The sequence below is a fragment of the Paraburkholderia sp. RL17-373-BIF-A genome (assembly GCF_046030175.1).
Lineage (GTDB): Bacteria > Pseudomonadota > Gammaproteobacteria > Burkholderiales > Burkholderiaceae > Paraburkholderia.
Genome location: NZ_JARESO010000002.1, coordinates 199,740 through 220,270, shown reverse-complemented (window position 1 = coordinate 220,270; position 20,531 = coordinate 199,740). Strand labels below are relative to the sequence as shown.

The window sequence follows — 20,531 nt, the reverse complement described above, 5'->3', positions numbered from 1 at the left end:
ACGCAAAACAAGCTTTCAGAACACTTCCGATTTGCTTTGGTCAGCTGAATAGTGTTCTGCAAATCTCCACCACTATCTCAGGAGTTTGAGCCATGGTTAATGTGTCCAGCAGCGCCGTCGACGAATTGAAAACCGCCATGCGGGGCCAGGTTCTGCTGCCCGGCGACGCGAGCTTCGATGAAGCCCGCAGCATCTGGAACGCGATGATCGACCGGCGTCCGGCGATCATCCTGCGTTGCGCAGGCGTAGCCGACGTGCGCCGCGGCGTGGCGTTCGCGCGCGACAACGGCCTGCCGCTCGCAATTCGCGGCGGCGGCCACAACATCGGCGGCAGCGCATTGTGCAACGACGGCGTCGTGCTCGACCTGTCGCAGATGAAATCGGTGCGCATCGATCCCGCGGCCCGTCGCGCGTATGTCGAACCGGGCGCGACGCTGCGCGATTTCGATCATGAAGCGCAGGCCTTCGGACTCGCCACGCCGCTCGGCATCAACTCCACCACCGGCGTCGCGGGCCTGACGCTCGGCGGCGGCTTCGGCTGGCTGAGCCGTAGATACGGCATGACCGTGGACAATCTGGTGTCAGCCGACGTCGTCACCGCCGAGGGCGAACTGGTCCACGCGAGCGCCGATTCGCACGAAGATCTGTTCTGGGCCATTCGCGGCGGCGGCGGCAATTTCGGCGTCGTCACGCGATTCGAGTTCGCCCTGCATCCGGTCGGACCACTGGTGTACGGCGGCCTCGTGGTCCTGCCGATCGACCAGGCGAGGGACGCCCTGCTCAAATACCGCGCCGCTAACGCCGGCATGCCGCAGGAACTGAGCGTGTGGGCCGTGCTGCGACTCGCGCCGCCGTTGCCCTTTCTGCCACCCGAAGTACACGGCAAGCCGGTGATCGTCTTCGCGATGTGCTATACCGGCGACGTCGAAAGCGGTCCGGCCGCGGTGGAATTCGTGCGCGCCTTTGGAACGCCGCTCGGCGAACATCTCGGCCCAATGCCGTTTGTCATGTGGCAACAGGCGTTCGACCCGCTGCTCACGCCGGGCGCGCGCAACTACTGGAAATCGCACAATCTCGACGAGATTCCGGACGGCCTCATCGACGCGCTGCTCGCCGCGATCGACAATCTGCCGTCGCCGCAATGCGAGATTTTCTTCGGACAGATCGGCGAGCAGACCCAGCGCGTTCCAGTCGAAGCCACTGCCTATTCGAGCCGCGACACGCTGTACGCGATGAACGTGCACGGCCGCTGGGACGATGCGAGCGACGACGAGCGCTGTGTCCGCTGGGCCCGCGCATTTTTCGATGCAGCGGCGCCGTTCGCGCTCGGCAGCGTCTACGTCAACTTCATGACGGAGGAGGAAGGTGGACGCGTCGCAGATGCGTACGGGCCGAATTACGAACGCCTCGTCGGTGTAAAAAACCGCTACGATCCACGCAACCTGTTCCGTCACAACCAGAACATCCGGCCGTCGGCGTAGTCATAGACAGGCGGGGAACGGGCGCCGGGATCTTGCGCCTTGTCCTCGCTAACGCGTGCCAGGGCTGCCGTGAACACGCGCGCGGCGGGGCCGGGCACGCAAAGTGCTGGTTAGCAATTGACGTACGGGCGTGCCGGCGTCACGGCCCTACCGCTTCCTTGGAAACGAAAAACGCCACTTCATAACGTCAATAACGCAAAAGGAAAACAATCATGCGCAGACGACAATTCATCATGACCACCAGCGCCGCGCTCGCCACTGCAGGTTTCGGCCTCGCGGGCTGCACGACGACGTCGCCGTCCTCGAGCGCATCGCCTTCGGCCAACGCCGGCAAGCGTGACAGCATCAACGCGGGAGTCGATTCCACGCTGTCGCGTCTCTACGAGAACGTCGCCGGCTCGCGTGAACTGGTGGCCAAAGCACGCGGCATTCTGGTGTTCCCGAACGTCATCTCGGCGGGCTTCTGGGTCGGCGGCCAGTACGGCGAAGGCGCGCTGCGCGTGGCCGGCCGCACGACCGGTTACTACAGCACCGTCGCGGGCTCGTTCGGTTTGCAGATCGGCGCGCAGTCGAAGGCCCTCATATTCCTGTTCATGACGCAAGATGCACTCGACAAATTCACCAGCAGCCAAGGCTGGGCTGCCGGCGCGGATGCCACCGTCGCCTTGCTGAAGATCGGCGCGAACGGCGCGGTCGACACGTCGACCGCCACGAGTCCGGTCGAAGCCTTTGTGCTGACGAACGGCGGCCTGATGGCCGGCATATCGCTCGAGGGCACCAAGGTCTCGCGTCTGATGATTTGAGTATTTGAGTCTGAACGCACACGCGCATTGCCACGCAGCCGCCTCGTCGGTTGCGTGGCACCTCCGCCTAGCATGGCCCGGCGCGGAAGCTGCCAGTGCGTTGCCCGCCTCCCGGTCACCCTGACCGCAGTGCTGTAAAATCCACGCTTTTTGCAATCTTGCCCGGCCACCGCTGCGCCCCAGGCCGGGACACTCATCTGTCCGCATACGCGCGTCTCGCATGCATACGCGCCGTTTGCCCGGACTTCCCACCTCGCAGAAGATGAACACCGCTCGTCCCACTCACGGCTGGCTCGCCACGCTGCCCGGCATCAAAAGCAATGTCCTCGCAGGACTGACCTCGTCGTTCGCGCTGGTGCCGGAATGCAGCGCCTTCGCGCTGGTTGCCCACCTCAATCCGTTGATGGGCCTGTACGGCGCTTTCTTCATCTGCGCCATCACGGCGTTGTTCGGCGGACGGCCCGGCATGATTTCCGGGGCCGCCGGTTCGATGGCGGTGGTCATCGTGGCGCTCGTCGTGCAACACGGTGCGCAATATCTGCTCGCAACAGTGATCCTCAGCGGCATGCTGATGGTGCTATTCGGCGCGCTGCGACTCGGCAAACTGATCCGCATGGTCCCGCATCCGGTGATGCTCGGCTTCGTCAACGGGCTGGCGATCATCATTGCGACGGCGCAGCTCGCGCACTTCAGACAGACCACGCCGCAAGGCGAACAATGGCTGCACGGCAGCGCGCTGCTGATGATGTGCGGACTGGTGGCGCTGACCATGGCGATCGTCTATCTGCTGCCGCGGCTCACGCGCGCGGCGCCGCCCGCGCTGGTGGCGATTGTCGGCGTGGGTCTCTTCACGCAGTTGCTGCATGTGCCGACGCGCACGCTAGGCGACATGGCGCACATTGCGGGCGGCCTGCCGAGTCTGCATATGCCGAGCGTCCCGCTGAATCTCGACACGCTGCATGTGGTGCTGCCCTACGCGGTGCTGATGGCGATCGTCGGTCTGCTGGAAACGCTGCTCACCTTCAATCTGACTGACGAGATCACCGAAACGCGCGGCCAGCCGAACCGCGAATGCCTTGCGCTCGGCGCGGCGAATATCGCCTCGGGTTTGTTCGGCGGCATGGGCGGCTGCGCCATGATCGGCCAGACCATGATCAATCTGAATTCAGGCGGCCGTTCGCGCCTGTCGGGTATCGTCAGCGGCGTGATGATCCTGATGTACATCCTGTTCCTGTCCCCGCTGATCGAGCGCATTCCGCTGGCGGCACTCGTCGGCGTGATGTTCGTGGTCGCGCAGCAAACTTTCGCATGGGGCTCGCTGCGGGTGCTGGGCAAGGTGCCGCGCAACGACGCGCTGGTGATCGTGGCGGTCACCATCATCACCGTGTTCTCCGATCTGGCGATCGCCGTGCTGTGCGGCATCGTGATCGCCGCGCTCAATTTCGCGTGGCAGCACGCTCGTGAAATTCACGCGCATGTCGAAGATCGCGCCGGCGATAAAATCTACGCGCCGCGCGGCACGCTGTTCTTCGCATCGACCACGCGTTTTCACGAGCTTTTCGACCCGGTAAAAGATCCCGAGCGCGTCACGGTCGACTGCCGCGATCTGCTGTTGGCCGATCATTCCGCGCTTGCGGCATTGCAAGGCTTGGTCGAACGTTATCGAAAAGCCGGCAAGGAACTACGTATGAAGAACTTGTCCGAGCGCAACCAGCGTCTGCTGAGCCGCGCCGGAATTGCATTTGCATGACGAATGGCAGCACGGACACCTGAAAGTTGCGCGCGCAACCTGACGAATTTCCAACGCCAATTTGCACCTGGTGCAAACACTGATCGAAGGTAATATTTCCCGAGACCGTTGGTTTTTCGTACTACAGTAGACGTTCCGCGTGCAGTCTTCGGAGGCCACCGTGACAAGACGCGTATCGCTCGACGATGAAACCGAGTTTGCGATCTGGAAACGCAGAAGCGCAGCGGATGCCAGGCAATCGCGCCGCGTTCTAATAGGACATCGTGACAAGGCGATCGGCGAATCGCTGGTGCTGCTGCTTTCGCTGAAGGGCTACGACGCGATCTACGCCGCAGATCTGATCAAGATGCAAAGCTTTCTGAAGTGGTGGAAGCCGCACGCGGTTTTACTCGACACGCGCCTGGACTCCGTTTCCAGCTATGAATTCACGCGCACGGCGCGCGCGGAACGGTCCAATGCCGACGTCCTGATGCTGGCCATGAGCAACGTCTGGCCGCTCGACCCGATCGGCCTGCTGAAAGACGCCGGCTTCGACGGCCATTGCCGGCGCCCCTGTTCGCTCTGGCGCGTGGCGGATATTCTCGAAAACCACTTCGCCCAGGCGTGAGCGGCCGGTCAGCGGCCTTCCGGCAGTGTGAACACGGCAATCGCCGCGCTAAGCTGCCCGGTCTGCGCTTTCAGCACATCCGCTGACGCGCTCGCTTCTTCCACCAACGCTGCGTTCTGCTGGGTCGTCTGATCCATGCTCGCCACCGCGATGTTGACCTGCTCGATGCCCGAGCTTTGCTCCACCGAAGCCGCGCTGATCTCGCCCATGATGTCCGTCACGCGACGCACCGCCTGCACGACTTCCTGCATGGTTTCGCCGGCGCGGCTCACGTACTGCGAGCCGCCTTCGATCTGTGCCGCGGACTCTTCGATCAGCGTCTTGATCTCCTTCGCGGCCGCCGCGCTGCGCTGCGCGAGGCTGCGCACTTCGCCCGCCACCACGGCGAAGCCGCGTCCTTCCTCGCCGGCGCGCGCCGCTTCGACCGCCGCGTTCAAAGCAAGAATGTTGGTCTGAAACGCGATCCCCTCGATCACACCGATGATGTCGCCGATCCGATGCGACGACTGCGAAATGCCGCGCATCGTCTCGACCACCTGGCCGACCACTTCGCCGCCGCGCGCCGCCGTCTCCGATGCGTTATGCGCCAACTGGCTCGCCTGCTTCGCGTTGTCGGCGTTCTGCTTCACGGTCGCGGTGATCTGCTCCATGCTCGACGCGGTTTCGCCGAGCGCGGTGGCCTGCTGCTCGGTACGGCGCGACAGGTCTGCATTGCCGGCGGCGATTTCGTTGGACACCGTCGAGATCAGCGTCGCGCCGCCGCGAATCTGCGCGATCGCCTGCGCGAGGCGCTGCTGCATGCGCTGCATCGCGGCCAGCAGGCTGGTTTCGTCGCCGGCTTTCGTCTCCACCGTCACGTCGAGGTCGCCGTCGGCGATACGCGCGGCGATCTGCGCCGCGTACGCCGGTTCGCCGCCGAGTTGCCGCAAAATGCTGCGCAGAATCACGCCGATCACGAGCGACACCACCAGGCACAGCAGCAACGCGGCGCCCACATACTGGATGAGTGTCGTGTAGAACGCGGCGTCGATATCGTCGGTGAATACGCCGGTGACGATCGCCCAGTCCCACGGCTTGTACAGCCGCACGTAGTTGATCTTCGGCGCCATTTCGTTGGAGCCCGGCTTCAGGAACTGCAAGTGGATGAAGCCTTCGCCTTCTCGCTGGGCGAGATCGGAGCCGTCCTTGAATACGTGGCGGCCTTGCGGGTCGGTGAAGCCGCTCATGTCCTTGCCTTCGAGGTCGGCGCGCACGCCGTGCATCAGCACGCGGGCATGCGCGTCCTCGATCACGAGGTAGCCGCCTGCACCGTCGTAGCGCATGGCGCGCAGATCGGCCATCGCCGTGCGCTGCGCGTCGGCGAGCGGCATGGTGCCCGCGGCGACCAGGCCGTTATAGCGATCGAGCACGCTGTACGCCACGCTGACCACGCTCTTCAGTTCGGCCTGGCGGTCGGCGATCATCGTGTCGCGTGTTTTGAAAGCGCCCCACAGGCCGATTGCCAGAATTCCCATGCACATGACTGCTAGTGCAAGCCAAAGCCGCACCTTCAGGCGAAACCGTTCCATCTCCGTATCCCTTGTACGTGTCGTCGACGCGCCGCCTCGCGGCGGACGCCGCGGCGGTTCATGTCACTCTTTGGATTAACGGCGGAGCGGGGGAAAACTTCAGGCTTTGCCGGTCGGCTTCGGACGCCGGGCCAGGACGTGGGTGTGGCAGGCTCCGGCCGGAGCGCGAACCCGGCTGGCTCTGTTTACTAAGAGACACGCGCGCGGCGGCGCCCTTCGCTTAATCTGATGTCGTGCTTGCGGATCGAGCCGAGCCTCACTCCGCCGGCAGCGTCAGCGACGCAACTTCGCAGCGCGGCCATTGACGCAACACGTCGGGCGCCAGCAACAACTTGGCGGCTCGCACGCCCGCGCCCATGACGATCTGGGTCCGCTCCATAACGGCGGCATCGACGAGAATGCGCCAGTCGTCCGGCAAGCCGAAAACCGTGATGCCGCCGAACTCCATGCCGCTGTGCTCCACCGCCGCTTCCCGCTTGGCGAACGAAAGCCGCTGCGCGCCCAGCGCCGCTTTCACCGCGCCGTTGATGTCGAGCCGCAGCGAACCCAGCGAGACCACCGCCGCGTAATGCTCGGCGCCCTCTTTCTTGTAGCGGATCACGATCGTGTTCGCGCAGTCTTCCAGACCGAAGCCGTAGCGCGCGCTGAATGCGGCGGTATCCGACGCGTCGTCGGTGACGGAGAAAACCGTTACGCCATGCGCCGGCAATTGCTCGACCACATGCGCAGGCAAATGCGCGCCCAGTTGTTCCGCTGCAATGACGTCCAGCCGCTGTACGAGTTCGTGCGAGTGCATAGTGAGCAAAAGTGTAGGAGGATCCCTCGGCATTCTAACGGCACTCCTCTCCCGAGGTGTGCGGCCCGGCACGGAGGCGGCGCGCGCCGGTCGCGCTTGTTATAGTGACAGGCACAAGGTTTGCGAAAGGCTTTGACGCGAAGACCGTGGCCAAGTTGCTTGGACAGTCCGCCCCGGTCCGCACCCGCTACCTCGTCTTGCCCGCGCGGCGCCAGCACCCATTGGGAAACACGACCATGGACATCGACACGCTTTCCGCCGAGAACCTCCAACTGGTGGCCCGTAAGCAGGCCAACTGGGCCATCGGTGCCTTCAAGCAGTTCTCCGAAGACCGCTGCGCTGCGATGGCCGCCAGCATCGCCTTCTATGCCGCGTTCTCGCTCGCGCCCACGCTGGTCATGGTGATCGCCGTGGCCGGCTGGTTCTTCGGCGCCGAAGCCGCGCGCGGCGAGTTGTTCGACCACATTCACGGCTTGCTCGGCGATCAGGCCGCCGCGGGCGTGCAAACCATTGTCGAGAACGCCCATCACAGCGGCAGCGCCGGCGGCGTAGCGGCGATCATTTCGCTCGCGACACTGGTGATCGGCGCTTCGGCCACCTTCTCGTCGCTCAACAGCGCACTCAATATAGTGTGGCCGTACACGGGGCCGCGCTCGTCGAGCGTGATCGCGCTGGTGCGCGTGCGCCTGATCTCGTTCGGGCTGGTGCTGGGCGTCGCGTTCCTGCTGATTGTTTCGCTGGTGCTCGATACGGTCATTATCTTCATCGGCAAATGGCTGTGGGGCGACTCGCCGTATGTCGTGATCGGCAATCTTATGCAACTCGGCGTCGGTCTGCTCGTGCTGGCGTTCGCCTTCGCCGGCTTGCTCAAGTTCCTGCCGGATGCCCGCGTGCGCTGGCGGGATGCGCTCGTCGGCGGGATAGTCGCGGCCGTGCTGTTTTCGGCGGGCAAGAAGCTGTTCGCGCTGTATCTCGCGCACGCCGGCATGGCCACCTCGTTCGGCGCAGCCGGCTCGCTCGCCGTGCTGCTGATGTGGCTGTACTTCTCCGCCGCCGTGCTGCTGCTCGGCGCGGAATTTTCGGCGGCGCGCGGGCGCATGCACGATCCGCGCGGTGGCTGGGGCATGCAGGACGACACGCCGCCCGGCAGCCGCGCCAAGCTCGCCTCGGTTCTGGCGGCATCGACGATGGCGGCGGATGCCGTGCCGCACGCCGACGCGGAACCGGACGGACGCACCGCTTTGGGCGACGCCGCGCTCGCCCCCGCGATGCGCAACGCAAAGGCGGGCGCACTCAGCGGCGCAGCGCCGGTGGGGACTTTCCGGGTGCAATCCAGAAACAGGCCGTCGGCGCGAGCGACGGCGCTCAAGGTCGGCCGTACGGTCGTGCTGGCCGAAGCGCAAGCGACGCGCATCGCGGCCGTCACGCTCATTGAGGCGAGCCGCAAAGCCGTTGCGGCTGATCGCTACGTGAGGCGACATCCGTGGACGTCGGTGCTATTCGCGGCGACCGCTGGGCTCGCCGCGGTGATGGTCGCGCGCCGCAATACCGACGACAGCAACCACTAAACCGTAAGTTGCAACCAGGCCAGTTACCAGGGCTGCACCCGTCAGCCCGGACGGTAGCACCTGCTCACAGCGCCGAAACCCTGTCTAGCCGCGTCGTCAAGCGAATCTGTCTCGATTTTTATGGAAACGCTACAAAACGGGCAGGAAACTTAGACGACTTCATTACAAACTCCATTCAAATCAGTGTCGAAAGTACACGTATTGGAGCAGTCACTGTCAACAAAACAACAATAATGCTGAGTCAATGAATAAATGTTGCGGAAACAGAAATAATCGTTAACGCGCTTTAAATACAAGGCTTTGCGTGGTTTGTCAGTTTTTGGAGACACTCTTTTTTTTCCAGTTCTTGCCAATTGACCCTCTGAGCTATTCTCCTTTCCGCAACAAAGAAACTAATCATCTGCGTGGAGAAATGGATGAAACGAATCGCACTGTCTACCCTCTCGCTGGCGCTGCTCGGCGTCACTGGCGTGGCACATGCTCAAAGCAGCGTAACTCTGTACGGCTTGATCGACGAATCGATCCAGTACGTTCACAACACGGTGGATTCCGCTGGCCAGAACAAGAACCTGGTAGCCATGTTCGCCGGCAACCTTCAAGGTGACCGTTTCGGCTTGAAGGGCACGGAAGACCTGGGCGGTGGCCTGAAGGCAATCTTCCAGTTGGAAAACGGCTTTGACGTGAACAGCGGCAAGCTGGGTCAAGGCGGCCGGATGTTCGGTCGTCAAGCGTTCGTGGGCCTGACGGGCGATCAATGGGGTACGGTCACGCTGGGTCGTCAGTACGACCCGCTGGTCGATCTGGTCCAGCCGCTGACGGCTGACAACTACTTCGGTTCCACCTTCACCACGCCGGGCGACGTCGACAACAACGACAACTCCTCGCGCACGAACAACGCCATCAAGTACACCTCGCCGGTGTGGGGCGGCTTCCAGTTCGAAGGCATGTACGCTCTGGGCGGCGTGGCTGGCGCAACGGGTTCGGGCCAAACGTGGTCGGGTGCGGCAACGTACGCAACGGGTCCGTTCAGCGTCGCTGCCGGTTACTTCCGCGCAGACAACGGCAACACGCTGGCTAGCCGCACGGCGGCAGGCTCGGTGGGCTGGAACGGCAGCACGTCGGACGGCACGTTCGACAACCAGGTCAACGGCGCATACGCCGCGGCCAAGTCGATCGGCATCGCTTCGGTCGCTCTGCAATACGTCGCAGGCCCGTTCACGGCTAACCTGCGCTACAGCAACGCACAGTACAAGCCGGATGCGAATTCGGGCTTCGGTTCGACCGAGAAGTACAACATCGGCGGCGCATACCTGGGTTACCAGGCAACGCCGGCAATGCTGGTTGGCGTGGGCTACATCTACACCAAGGCTAGCGGCGATTCGAGCGCAACGTATCACCAGGTTTCCCTGGGCGGCGACTACAACCTGTCGAAGCGCACGGACATCTACCTGGTTGGCGCATATCAGCACGCAAGCGGCCAGCAACGCACGTCGGCCGGCACGCTGGTCGATGCAGGCGCAGCAATCGGTTCGTATAGCTACAACTCGGCTTCCAGCTCGCAAGAGATGGTCAGCCTGGGCATCCGCCACAAGTTCTAATCGAACTTTGACGGACTGCTGAAGCAACACGCAGTTGAAGACCAGCCACGGGCGAGAAGCCCATGGCTGGTTTTTTTTCGTCCTGAGTTCTTTGCTTCTTCGGGACGACACAAATGAAAAAGGCCGTCAGCAAGCCTGATTCAGGCTGCTGACGACCTTTGGTGTGATACCTCGCGCGCTCGAAGCGCCGGAGCGCTGAAGCAAGCAAGCGCGGATACGCCGCTCAGCCTACTTTCGCTGCGCCTTGCCCCGCTCAGCCTGCGCCAACGTCTGCGCGGGCTTCGCATCGAGTTCATGCTCGATGCCGTCAGCGCCCACCGGCGCGCGATGCAGCACCAGCGCCCGCTCCCGCTGTAACAGCGGCACATTCGGCGATTCCTGCCAGTCCGGATCGGGGATCTCGCCAAACACCTGGCGCAACCGCTCGCCCCAGGTGCGGTGAATCATCTCGAAGTAGGTATTGTCGTGATCGATCGAGACGAAGCGCGTGACGCGCAGCGTGTCCTTTTGATAAACCAGCAGATCGAGCGGCAAGCCGACCGACAGGTTCGAGCGCAGCGTCGAATCCATGGAGATCAGCGCGCACTTGGCGGCTTCGTCGAGCGGGGTGGACGGCGTCAGCACGCGGTCGATGATCGGCTTGCCGTACTTGGCCTCGCCGATCTGGAAATACGGATTCACCGCCGACGCCTCGATGAAATTGCCCGCCGCGTAGATCATGAACAGGCGCGGCCGGTTGCCCGCGATCTGCCCGCCGAGAATGAAGCTGCAATTGAAGTCGACGCCGAATTCCTGCAGCGCCTCCGCCTCGCGCTGATGCACGCAGCGCACCGCGCGGCCGATCACGCGGGCTGCGTCGGCCATGGTAGGCGCGCTCCAGAGCGTGGGCTGGGAAGGATCCGTGGGCTCGGACAACTCGTGCAGCACCGCTTGGGTGAGCGACAGATTGCCCGCGCCCAGCAGCGTGAGCATGCGCTCGCCCGGCAGCTCGAACACCGACATCTTGCGCGCGGTGCTGATGTGATCGACGCCCGCATTGGTGCGCGTGTCCGAGAGGAACACGAGACCGTCGTCGACGGACATCGCTACACAGTAAGTCATAAGGAAAGGTACCCGCAAAAAACAACTGAACGCCGCTATTGTAATGCGGCGCGCATGCGCCTCTATCGTGCTTTGTTCCTGTTTATCGGCCTTTGCGGGCCTGAGCTGAATAGATATGAGGGCTGGCGCGCGCTCGCGCCTCCAGGGCCCGCTCCGCGGACCGCCCTCCTTCTGCGTCTATTGTGACAGCTGCGAGCTGACCGTAACGGACACTTTGAGCTGTTCTTCCAGCCCGCCGATACGCCGGCCGCGCACCGGAGCAGCCGCTTCATAGTCTCGCGCGACGGCGAGGCGGCAGTAGATTTCGCTGGCAAACGCGGCATGCGTGACGTCAATGGAAATCCAGCCCTTGCCTTCGAGCCACACGTCCACCCACGCATGGCTCGCGCCGTGCGTCACCTCGCCGGGTTCGATATAGCCGCTCACGTAGCGCGCCGGGATGCCGCGCGCGCGGCAGCACGCGAGCATTAGATGCGCGTGGTCCTGGCACACGCCGTTGCCGAGCGCGAGCGCCTGAGCGGCCGTGCTGGTGACTTCGGTAATGCCCGGGTTGTACTTCACGCGCTGCAGGATCTGCTCGGACAGCGCGATCAGATTCGCCGAGCTCGTGAGGTTCGGCACGGATTCGGCCAGTTCACGTACCGCGCCATCGGCCTCGGTCAGCCGCGTCGAGCAGGTGAAATGCTCGAGCGGAATCGGGCCGACGGCGTCGGGCAAATGACCGTCGATCAGCGGAATCGTGTCCACTTCACCGGCCACGTGCAGCCGAATCTCGCTATGCGGCTTGTTGATGACCAGCGTGTGCAGCACGTTGCCGTAGGCGTCGAAGGTCGCGTCGAGCTTGCCCGGCGCGTCGATGCTCCAGCGCCGCACGACCTGCGAGGCGCCGCTCGCCGGCGTCAAACGCAATTGCTGGATCGAATAATGGACAGTCGCTTCATAGCGATAGGACGTGTCGTGGCGGATCGTCAGGTACATAAAAGAACTCCGTCAGGCGACTGGCAACATCAGATAGGTACGCGCAACCAGATTGCCCAGCTCGAACACGCGAGCGAGGAACTGTGTCAGATAGGCGTGCAGGCCGGCTTCGAAAATCTGCCGGATGTCGGAGTACACGAGTTCGGCGCGCAGCTTGCCGGCGAACCGTTCGCACTGGTTGGAGCCGGATGTGCGCAGCATCGCCAGATTCACGCAGACGCCTTCGAGCGACGCCAGCAGCGAACGCGGCATCTGCTGATTCAGGATCATCAGTTCGACCACGCGCGCCGGCGTGACGACGTCGCGATACACCTTGCGATAGATCTCCAGCGCCGACACCGAACTCAGAATCGAAGTCCAGTAATAGAAGTCTTCGAGCTGGCGCGCGGCGTCGCGTGAATTCGGTTCGACGTCGGCAAAGCGCACGTCGAGAATCCGCGCGGTGTTGTCGGCGCGTTCGAGGAAGGTGCCCAACTGTGTGAAGAAGAACGCGTCGTCCTGCAGCGCGGTGCCGATCGTCACGCCGCGCGACAGATGCGAGCGGAACTTGACCCATTCGAACAACGCGCCCGGATTGCTCGCGGCCTGGCCGGACGAAGCGCGCTCATTGAATTCGAGCCACGTATCGTTGATGGTTTCCCACCACTCGGTCGTCAGCGTGCCGCGCACGGCGCGGGCATTTTCGCGCGCGGCCTGCAGACACGAATGAATACTCGACGGATTGGTCGCATCGGCCACCATGAAATCGAGCACGTGTTCGCGGGTCGGTTCGTCGTAGCGCTGCGCGAACGCGGTTTCGAGTTCGGAGATGCGCAGCACCGAGCGTTGCGCGCGCGCCTCCTGGTCGGGCGTCTGCGGCAACAGCAGCGCCTTCAGGTTGATATCGAGCATGCGGGCGGTGTTCTCCGCGCGCTCCATGTAGCGGGCCATCCAGAAAAGGTGATCGGCGGTTCGGCTTAGCATGACGGCGTTCCGTATCTGATGACGCGAGGCCTCGTCGAAGTAAAAGGCTCGCGCTGGTTATCCGTGTGCGCCGGTGGCGTGCGAGTCGCGTATCGCGTGCTGCCCCGGCGCGTTGGGTTGCAGGCGCGGTTGCGTGAAGCCTGGGCAACCGCATCGGCAACCGCGTCAGTCGACCATCCACGTATCTTTGGTCCCGCCTCCCTGCGACGAATTGACGACCAGCGATCCCTCCTGCAGGGCCACGCGCGTGAGTCCGCCGGCGACCATCGTGACGGTCTTGCCGGACAGCACGAACGGACGCAAGTCGATATGGCGCGGCGCGATGCCGGCTTCGACGAAGGTCGGACACGCGGAAAGCGCCAGCGTGGGCTGTGCGATGTACCCCGCCGGACGCGCGATCAAGCGCTCACGGAATGCTTCGATTTCGGCTTTCGTCGAAGCCGGTCCGACGAGCATGCCGTAGCCGCCCGCGCCGTGCACTTCCTTCACGACCAGCTCCGGCAAATGCGCGAGCGTGTACGCCAGATCGTCCGGCTTGCGGCACTGGAACGTGGGCACGTTATTGAGGATCGGCTTCTCGCCGAGGTAAAACTCGATCATTTCCGGCACGTACGGGTAGATCGATTTGTCGTCGGCGATGCCGGTGCCCATCGCATTCGCGAGCGCCACGCGGCCGGCGCGATACGCGGTCAGGAGACCCGGCACGCCGAGCGCCGAGTCGTTACGGAACGCGAGCGGATCGAGAAAATCGTCGTCGACGCGGCGGTAGATCACATCGACGCGCTTCGGCCCTTGGGTGGTGCGCATGAACACATAGTTGTCGTCGACGAACAGATCCTTACCTTCCACCAGTTCCACGCCCATCTGCTGCGCGAGGAAGGTGTGCTCGAAATACGCGGAGTTGTACATGCCCGGCGTGAGCACCACCACGACCGGATCGTCGACGCCTTCCGGCGCGACCGAGCGCAGCGTATCGAGCAATAGATCGGGATAATGCGCGACCGGCGCAATGCGGTTCTGCACGAACAGTTCGGGGAAAAGCCGCATCATCATCTTGCGGTTTTCGAGCATATAGGAGACGCCCGACGGCACCCGCAGGTTGTCTTCGAGCACGTAGAACTCGCCTTCGTCGCCCGCGCGCACCACGTCGACGCCGGCGATATGCGCGTAAACACCGAGCGGCACATTCACGCCCTGCATTTCAGGCCGGTATTGCGCGTTGGTATAGACCTGCTCGGCCGGCACGATACCGGCGCGCACGATATTGCGATCGTGATAGACGTCGTGGATGAACAGATTGAGCGCTTGCACGCGCTGGCGCAAACCAGCCTCCAGCGTCTGCCATTCACCGCGCGGAATGATGCGCGGAATCAGGTCGAATGGGATCAGCCGCTCGGTGCCCGACAGGTCGCCGTTCACCGCGAAGGTGATGCCGACCCGGCGAAACAGCAGGTCGGCTTCCGCACGCTTGCGTGCGATCGCCTCGTTGCCCTGCTTCACCAGCCACCGCTCAAAGCGCGCGTAGTGTGGCCGCACGGCATCGTCATGATGACGCATCTCGTCATAGCATCGCATGTCACGCCCCGCTCTTGTTGTCGGATAGAAGGCGAATGCGCTGCGCATTCGGTGTTCGACAATCGATCAAGCAAGCGCTATGCCATTGAGCTTTTCGCGTACTAAACAGGTTGCATGCACGCGAATAGCGCATCCCGGCCGGCATGGCTTCGATGCCATCGTACTGCGGCGGCCCATGATGCGCTAGTACGGTGCATTTGCGGCACCGCGGTGCGCCGCCGGGAAATCCCTGAGCCGTCCAATGAAATCGCAATACGCCCTGAGCGCGCATGAAAAATCCCCGTGGATTTGCACCCACGGGGATTCGGACAACGTGCACTGCGGATCGTCCCCAAGGGGACTTCCTTCGAAGCGTCTCAAGCGTCAACCATTGTTAAACAACGGCAACGCGTGAAACACGATCAGCCTGCAGCTGCGTCTTTCAGCTTCTTCAGCGGACGTGCCTTGATGCGCACGCTAGCCGGCTTGGCCGGGAACCAACGCTCTTCGCCCGAGAACGGGTCTTTGCCGAAGCGCTTCTTCTTCGCCGGCACAGCTTGCACGACGATCTTCAGAAGACCCGACAGCGTGAATTCGCCAGCGCCCTTCTTGTGCACGGCGCCGAGAATCGTGTCTTCGAGCGCGGCCAGAACAGCCTTGGCGGTCTTCGGTTCCACAGCAGCGCGTTCAGCGACGTGTGCAGCCAGCGAGGCCTTCGTGAAGGTGTCCTTGATCGGCGACGGAGCGCTGGACGCCTTCACGGCGACCTTCTTAGCTGCGACGGCCTTCTTCGCAGGAACTTTCTTTGCAGCAACCTTCTTGGTCGGTACCGGGGCAGCAGCCTTCTTGGCCACCTTTTTTGCGGAAGTCGGCATGTTTCTCCTACCTGTTGTGGTCAGTGAATTGCACGAAGCGCACACGGTATGTGCACGCTTCAACGCCGGATTCTACAAGCGCTAATACGATTTGCGCGACTCTTTTATGTATAACAGCGAAGGTTTGTTGCGCGGCGCAGACTGCGCAACACATTTTGATGCTTGTTTTAGCGGGTAAACGTGCGTCGAGGGGCCTGGCAACACCAACACGTAACGTACGTTACAAGCCATTTCGATGCATGAATAACGGCACTTTCTGCGTGGACGATGACCGGCGGCTCGCTCGTCGTCGCCTTCCATGCGGCGGAAAAAACACGCCCCGTGCAGCGAAAAGCGCTGCACGGGGCGGCCAATCTCGCCCTGCGACAGAAAATCGCGGGCGGCAGTCAAAACACTTTTTTACTGCCGGCTGACGTGTTTGAGATCGTGTTCGCTCTCCTTCACGTGAGCCCAATACTCGTTTTCGTCGCGCAGCAAGCCGAGCTCGCCGTTGCGATACGCCATCGCCAGCGCGAGGTTGGCTTCGGGTAACTCCGCATTGGCCGCGCGCGTGAGCCATTGCAGCGCCAACGCGTCGTTGTGCGGCAGCGTCGCGCCGAAGCGATACTCGTTGGCAAGCTGGAACTGCGCGAGCGGCAGCCCCGCTTGCGCCGCCTGTTCGAGCCAGCGAATCGCCAGGCCTGCATCACGCGCCACGCCGTAGCCGTTGCGATAGAGCGTCGCGAGATCGTAGGCCGCCTGGGCATCGCGCGAATCATGCGATGCCGCCAGCGTCAGCCAACGGCGGCTTTCCACGTAGTCCGGCGCGACGCCGGGCAAGCCGCGCAACAGCAGATGCCCGAGCGTGGCCTGCGCGCGCGGCGCGCCGTCGAGTGCGAGTTGCCGGTAAAGCTCGACGCCTTCGCGTTGCTCGTCGATCTGTAGCGAACTCACCAGCACGTCCGCGAGCGCTTCACGCGCGGCCGCGTTGCCGAACATCGAGGTCAGCCGCAACCGCCACAGCGGCCAGGCCGCATGCGTCGCCGTGCCCTGCATCTGCCAGTCGTCGATCTGCACGTTGGACACGCGCGTGGCCGCCACCGTGGCGAGCGTCCCCGCGCAGATGGCCACGGCCGCCGCCAGCGTCAAAGAGACGCGCGCGTTCATTGGTTGAGGTTCACGGAGTAGACCGCGAGACCCTTGCCCGTACCGTCATCGGCCTGGATCTGGGCGACGTTGCTGATGCCGTTGGCCTGCGCGAGCGCTGTGAGGTTCGGCGCCGACAGGAAGGTTACCGGACCGGCTGTCGCCACCTTCGTGAAGCGCCAGCTACGATCGCTGCCGTTGCTCGCCGCCTTGATGGTCTGCGCTTTCTTGATGTAGGCGATCAGCACGTCGCGGCTCGCATCCGGCGACGCGTAAATCGTCTTGCTACCGTCGAGCCCTGGGAAATTTCCGCCGCCGCTCGCGCGATAGTTGTTGGTCGCGACGATGAACGACTGCGTATCCGAGATCGCCGCGCCCTGATATTTCAGGTTGCGAATCCGGCTGCCGACCGCCTGCGTCACGTCGATTTCGTAGCTGAAGTCCTTCGACGTGATCATGTCGAAGTTATAGCCGGGATACGTGCTGACGAGTGCCTGCGCCGCCGTGTTGGCCGGATCGATCGTGTTGAAGCGCTTCGCCGCGGTTTCGAGCCACGCCTTCAGGTCGGCGCCCGTCACCTTCACCGCGTAGATCGTGTTCGGGTACAGGTACAGGTCGGCGGCGTTGTTGATCGCTACGTTGCCCTGCGCGACGTCGGTGAAATCGTTACCGCCGCCAAAGCCGCTCTTGAACGGCGCGCTCACCGACAGCACCGGAATGCCCGCATATTGCGGCAGATTCGCGTTGATGTAGTCCTGCGTGTAGGCCGCTTGCGCCTGGTTGACGATCTCGATGGCCGACACGTCGCCCACATCGGCAAAGTAGGTGGTCATGCGGAAATCGGTCGTGCCGATCGGCGTTTTCACATAGTTGATGGTCGCGGCGTGTTCGGCGGCGATGGCCTGCGAGACTGCCGGGTCGACCGCCACGTAGCTGTTGTCCGCGTTCTGGATCGAGCGGGCTTGCGCTGTGCTCGCGTTGCGGTCCACCGTCCACGTGCCGTTCGTGTAGTTCAGCGCGAGCTTGATCACGCCGAGATGCTTGCCCCAGAAATTCGCCATCACGGTCGGCACGCCGTTGACGGTGCCCTTCACCTTGTCGACACCCGGCAGGTTGAATTGCGTGACGGTGCTGTTTTTATCGGGGAAAACCTGGTGCGAGTGGCCGATCAGCATCGCGTCGATGCCGGCCACTTTCGAGAGATAGTAGCTGCCGTTTTCCATCGACGGCGAATACGTCGAGTTGTCGAGCCCGCCATGCGACATCGCCACGATGATCTGCGCGCCCTTCGCCTTCATTTCCGGCACGTACTTCGAGGCGCTTTCCACGAGCCCTTGCGTGTAGACGTTGCCGTCGAGCCAGCGTTTGTCCCACGCCATGATGGCGGGCGGCGTAAAGCCGATCACGCCGATCTTCACCGGCGCGCTGACGGTCTTGCCGTCGGGCGTCGTGGCCGTGATCGTGCGTTCGAGGATCGTGTACGGCTTGAAGATCGGCTGCTGCGATTTCGCGCCGAGCACGTTGGAGAGCACCAGCGGAAAGTTCGGCCCCGCGCAGGCCGGCTGCGACGCGACCGGGCTCATGTTCGGCACGTCGAACGCGCTGCCGGTCACTTGCGCGAGAAACGGCAGGCCGTAGTTGAACTCGTGATTACCGATCGTGCCCGCGTCGTACTTCAGCAGATTCATGACCTTGTAGACGCCGAGCGTGGTCTTGCAATCGACCGGCGCGACCTGCGCCTGATAGTCGGCGAGCGCGGTGCCCTGGATCGTGTCGCCGTCGTCGAGCAACAGGGTGTTGGGGAATTCCTTGCGCGCCGCCGCGATCAGCGTCGCCGTGCGCTCGAGGCCGAGCGACTTGTCTTCTGCCAGCTTGTAGTAGTCGTAGCTGAGCAGATTGGTGTGGATGTCGGTGGTCTCCAGCAAGGCGAGCGTCGCGGTCGTGCCGTTCGCCACTTGCGGCGCAGGCGTGTCGACACTGCTGCTGCATGCTGTTATACCGATCGCGCTCAGCGCACCCACGGTACCCAATGCGCCGATCGCGCCACGCGCGCGCAGCCGCTTTCCTGCCATCAAGGTCACTCGCATCTTTACCGCCCTCCGGTTTTGTTGTGTTGTCATGCCGGACCATCGGGCCGGCTTTGCATTACAAACAATTACAGAGGCGCAAGAGTACGGTGGGTTTATGACACTGATTTGTATGGCATTAGATAGCCATAAGTAATCCGCACACGAGGATCACGGGCTTACCGCGCGAGCCGCGGCAGGATGCCGGCAAGTTTCGTGAGCGCGGCGTCGATGTGCTCGACCGCGATATTGCCGTAGCCGAACATCAGGCCCGGCTGCGCCTTCGCGCGTAGATGAAACGGCGCGAGTCCATACAGGCCGATCGATGCTTCACGCGCCGCGTTCACCACCGCTTCTTCCGTCAGCGGCGCTTTCAAACGCGCCGCCATGTGGATGCCGGCCGTCGGCACGATCGGTTCGAACCAGGGCGCGAGGCCGCCGCGCAGATGGTCGAGCAGCATCTCGCGGCGCGCCGCGTAAGTCTTGTGCATGCGCCGCAGATGCTTGGCGAAATCGCCGTTGAGCATGAAGGACGCGAGCGCGGTTTGCGTGAGCGTGCAGCCGTGCCAGTCGCCGATCTGACGCGCCTTGATGAGCGGACCATAGAGCGAGGCCGGCGGCACCACATAGCCGACTCGCAGTTCAGGAAAGATCGTCTTCGAAAACGTGCCGACGTAGGCGACGAGTCCGGCGCGGTCGAGGCTTTTCAGCGGCTCCATCGGCCGGCCTTCGAAACGGTACTCGCAGTCGTAGTCGTCTTCGATGATCACCGCGCCGCGTTTCTGCGCCCATTCGAGCAACTCGACGCGGCGCTCGAGGCTCATCGGCATGCCGAGCGGGAACTGATGCGAAGGCGTCACGTAGACGAGCCGCGCCTTGTCCGGCAGCTTGCTGACGATCAGGCCTTCGGCATCCACCGGCACGGGCACCACGCGCGCGCCGGTGGCCTTCAGGCACGCATGCGCTGGCGTGTAACCTGGGTCCTCGATCGCCGCGACTTCGCCGGCACGCAAAGTGATTCGCGCCAGCAGATCGAGCGCGTGCTGCGCGCCTTGCGTGACGATCACGTCTTCCCAGTTGCTGGCGACGGCGCGGTTGAAGGCGAGGTAGCGCGAGATCGCGAGGCGCAGTTCCTGCTCGCCGGCCGTGTCGCGATAGATGCCGGGGCCGCGCGCTTGCGCACGCAACGCGTGATTCACGCAGCGGCGCCAGACGTCGAAGGGAAACAGCGTCTTGTCGGTCGCGCCGCCGACGAAGTCCTGCGGCGACGCCACCGAAGGCCGCGGCAACGGCAAGCTCTCGGGCATCTCCTCCCACAGCGGCTGGGCGCGCGCGGCCGCCTTCATCTTGGCCCGCTCGCGCGACGACTCCGCCGCCCGCGCATGCGCGGAGCGCTCCACCGGCAGACGCTCCAGACCATCGGCGACGAAGGTGCCCGAGCCGCCACGCGCGCTCAGATAACCCTCGGAGAGCAGCCGCTCGAACACGTCGAGCGTGGTCTTGCGCGACACACCCAGTTGCGTGGCGAGATCGCGCGTGGACGGCAGGCGCGTGCCGCCCGCGAGACGCCCTTCGAGAATGCCGGCGCGCAACTGCCGATAGATCTGTCCGGACAGATCGTGATGCCCTTCGACCGCGATATGGATTTCCATCCGGGTGGCTACCTTGCGTATCCGGGAAACGGTTATTTGAAAAGAC

Annotated in this window: 16 protein-coding genes; 6 read left to right on the top strand and 10 right to left on the bottom strand. The window is 63.4% G+C overall.

Going from position 1 to position 20,531, the window contains the following annotated elements; all coding sequences use genetic code 11:
* The first annotated feature begins 92 nt into the window (after positions 1-92).
* From P0D80_RS02960 to P0D80_RS02945, 4 genes are all read left to right on the top strand, one after another.
* On the top strand, positions 93-1,481 hold the full coding sequence (locus tag P0D80_RS02960; RefSeq protein WP_408281018.1) for an FAD-binding oxidoreductase: 1,389 nt from the start codon (positions 93-95) through the stop codon (positions 1,479-1,481).
* 212 nt (positions 1,482-1,693) lie between these two features.
* A complete protein-coding gene (locus P0D80_RS02955; protein ID WP_132377831.1) occupies positions 1,694-2,284 on the top strand; it encodes a BPSL1445 family SYLF domain-containing lipoprotein in 591 nt (196 codons plus the stop codon).
* 262 nt (positions 2,285-2,546) lie between these two features.
* Positions 2,547-4,034 carry a SulP family inorganic anion transporter gene (locus P0D80_RS02950; protein WP_408281464.1) on the top strand — a complete coding sequence of 496 codons (1,488 nt, stop codon included), beginning with the start codon at positions 2,547-2,549 and terminating at the stop codon, positions 4,032-4,034.
* 160 nt (positions 4,035-4,194) lie between these two features.
* A complete protein-coding gene (locus P0D80_RS02945) occupies positions 4,195-4,641 on the top strand; it encodes a response regulator (RefSeq protein ID WP_408175027.1) in 447 nt (148 codons plus the stop codon).
* Positions 4,642-4,649: 8 nt separating this feature from the next.
* Here P0D80_RS02945 and P0D80_RS02940 read toward each other — a convergent pair whose 3' ends face one another.
* Both P0D80_RS02940 and P0D80_RS02935 read right to left on the bottom strand, forming a co-directional pair.
* Positions 4,650-6,209, bottom strand: coding sequence for a methyl-accepting chemotaxis protein (locus P0D80_RS02940; protein WP_408281014.1), 1,560 nt, complete (start codon positions 6,207-6,209; stop codon positions 4,650-4,652).
* Between the two features lie 256 nt (positions 6,210-6,465).
* The gene (locus tag P0D80_RS02935; RefSeq protein ID WP_408281461.1) at positions 6,466-7,005 is read right to left on the bottom strand and encodes a YbaK/EbsC family protein; all 540 of its coding nucleotides are present in this window, start codon (positions 7,003-7,005) and stop codon (positions 6,466-6,468) included.
* A gap of 236 nt (positions 7,006-7,241) precedes the next feature.
* On the opposite strand from P0D80_RS02935, the gene P0D80_RS02930 reads away from it, so the two are divergent.
* A complete protein-coding gene (locus tag P0D80_RS02930; RefSeq protein ID WP_408175028.1) occupies positions 7,242-8,573 on the top strand; it encodes a YhjD/YihY/BrkB family envelope integrity protein in 1,332 nt (443 codons plus the stop codon).
* Between the two features lie 416 nt (positions 8,574-8,989).
* A complete protein-coding gene (locus P0D80_RS02925; protein WP_132377839.1) occupies positions 8,990-10,171 on the top strand; it encodes a porin in 1,182 nt (393 codons plus the stop codon).
* Between the two features lie 228 nt (positions 10,172-10,399).
* Here the strand turns inward: P0D80_RS02925 and P0D80_RS02920 are convergent, their stop codons facing one another.
* The 8 genes from P0D80_RS02920 to pdxR all read right to left on the bottom strand — a co-directional run bounded on the left by P0D80_RS02920 (position 10,400) and on the right by pdxR (position 20,485).
* On the bottom strand, positions 10,400-11,272 hold the full coding sequence (locus P0D80_RS02920; protein WP_132377841.1) for a proteasome-type protease: 873 nt from the start codon (positions 11,270-11,272) through the stop codon (positions 10,400-10,402).
* A gap of 177 nt (positions 11,273-11,449) precedes the next feature.
* On the bottom strand, positions 11,450-12,250 hold the full coding sequence (locus P0D80_RS02915) for a transglutaminase family protein (RefSeq protein WP_132377843.1): 801 nt from the start codon (positions 12,248-12,250) through the stop codon (positions 11,450-11,452).
* A gap of 12 nt (positions 12,251-12,262) precedes the next feature.
* On the bottom strand, positions 12,263-13,213 hold the full coding sequence (locus tag P0D80_RS02910) for an alpha-E domain-containing protein (RefSeq protein WP_132377845.1): 951 nt from the start codon (positions 13,211-13,213) through the stop codon (positions 12,263-12,265).
* A gap of 165 nt (positions 13,214-13,378) precedes the next feature.
* Positions 13,379-14,788, bottom strand: coding sequence for a circularly permuted type 2 ATP-grasp protein (locus P0D80_RS02905; protein WP_132377847.1), 1,410 nt, complete (start codon positions 14,786-14,788; stop codon positions 13,379-13,381).
* Between the two features lie 401 nt (positions 14,789-15,189).
* Positions 15,190-15,642 (bottom strand): HU family DNA-binding protein, encoded by a 453-nt coding sequence (locus P0D80_RS02900; RefSeq protein WP_007177969.1) that lies wholly within the window; start codon positions 15,640-15,642, stop codon positions 15,190-15,192.
* A gap of 399 nt (positions 15,643-16,041) precedes the next feature.
* Complete coding sequence (locus P0D80_RS02895; RefSeq protein ID WP_408281008.1) at positions 16,042-16,788, bottom strand: tetratricopeptide repeat protein; 747 nt, start codon at positions 16,786-16,788, stop codon at positions 16,042-16,044.
* Positions 16,785-18,854 (bottom strand): bifunctional 2',3'-cyclic-nucleotide 2'-phosphodiesterase/3'-nucleotidase, encoded by a 2,070-nt coding sequence (locus P0D80_RS02890; RefSeq protein WP_408281004.1) that lies wholly within the window; start codon positions 18,852-18,854, stop codon positions 16,785-16,787. The genes P0D80_RS02895 and P0D80_RS02890 overlap by 4 nt, the downstream gene beginning before the upstream one ends.
* Positions 18,855-19,012: 158 nt before the next feature.
* A complete protein-coding gene (pdxR, locus tag P0D80_RS02885; protein ID WP_408281003.1) occupies positions 19,013-20,485 on the bottom strand; it encodes a MocR-like pyridoxine biosynthesis transcription factor PdxR in 1,473 nt (490 codons plus the stop codon).
* Positions 20,486-20,531: the final 46 nt, after the last annotated feature.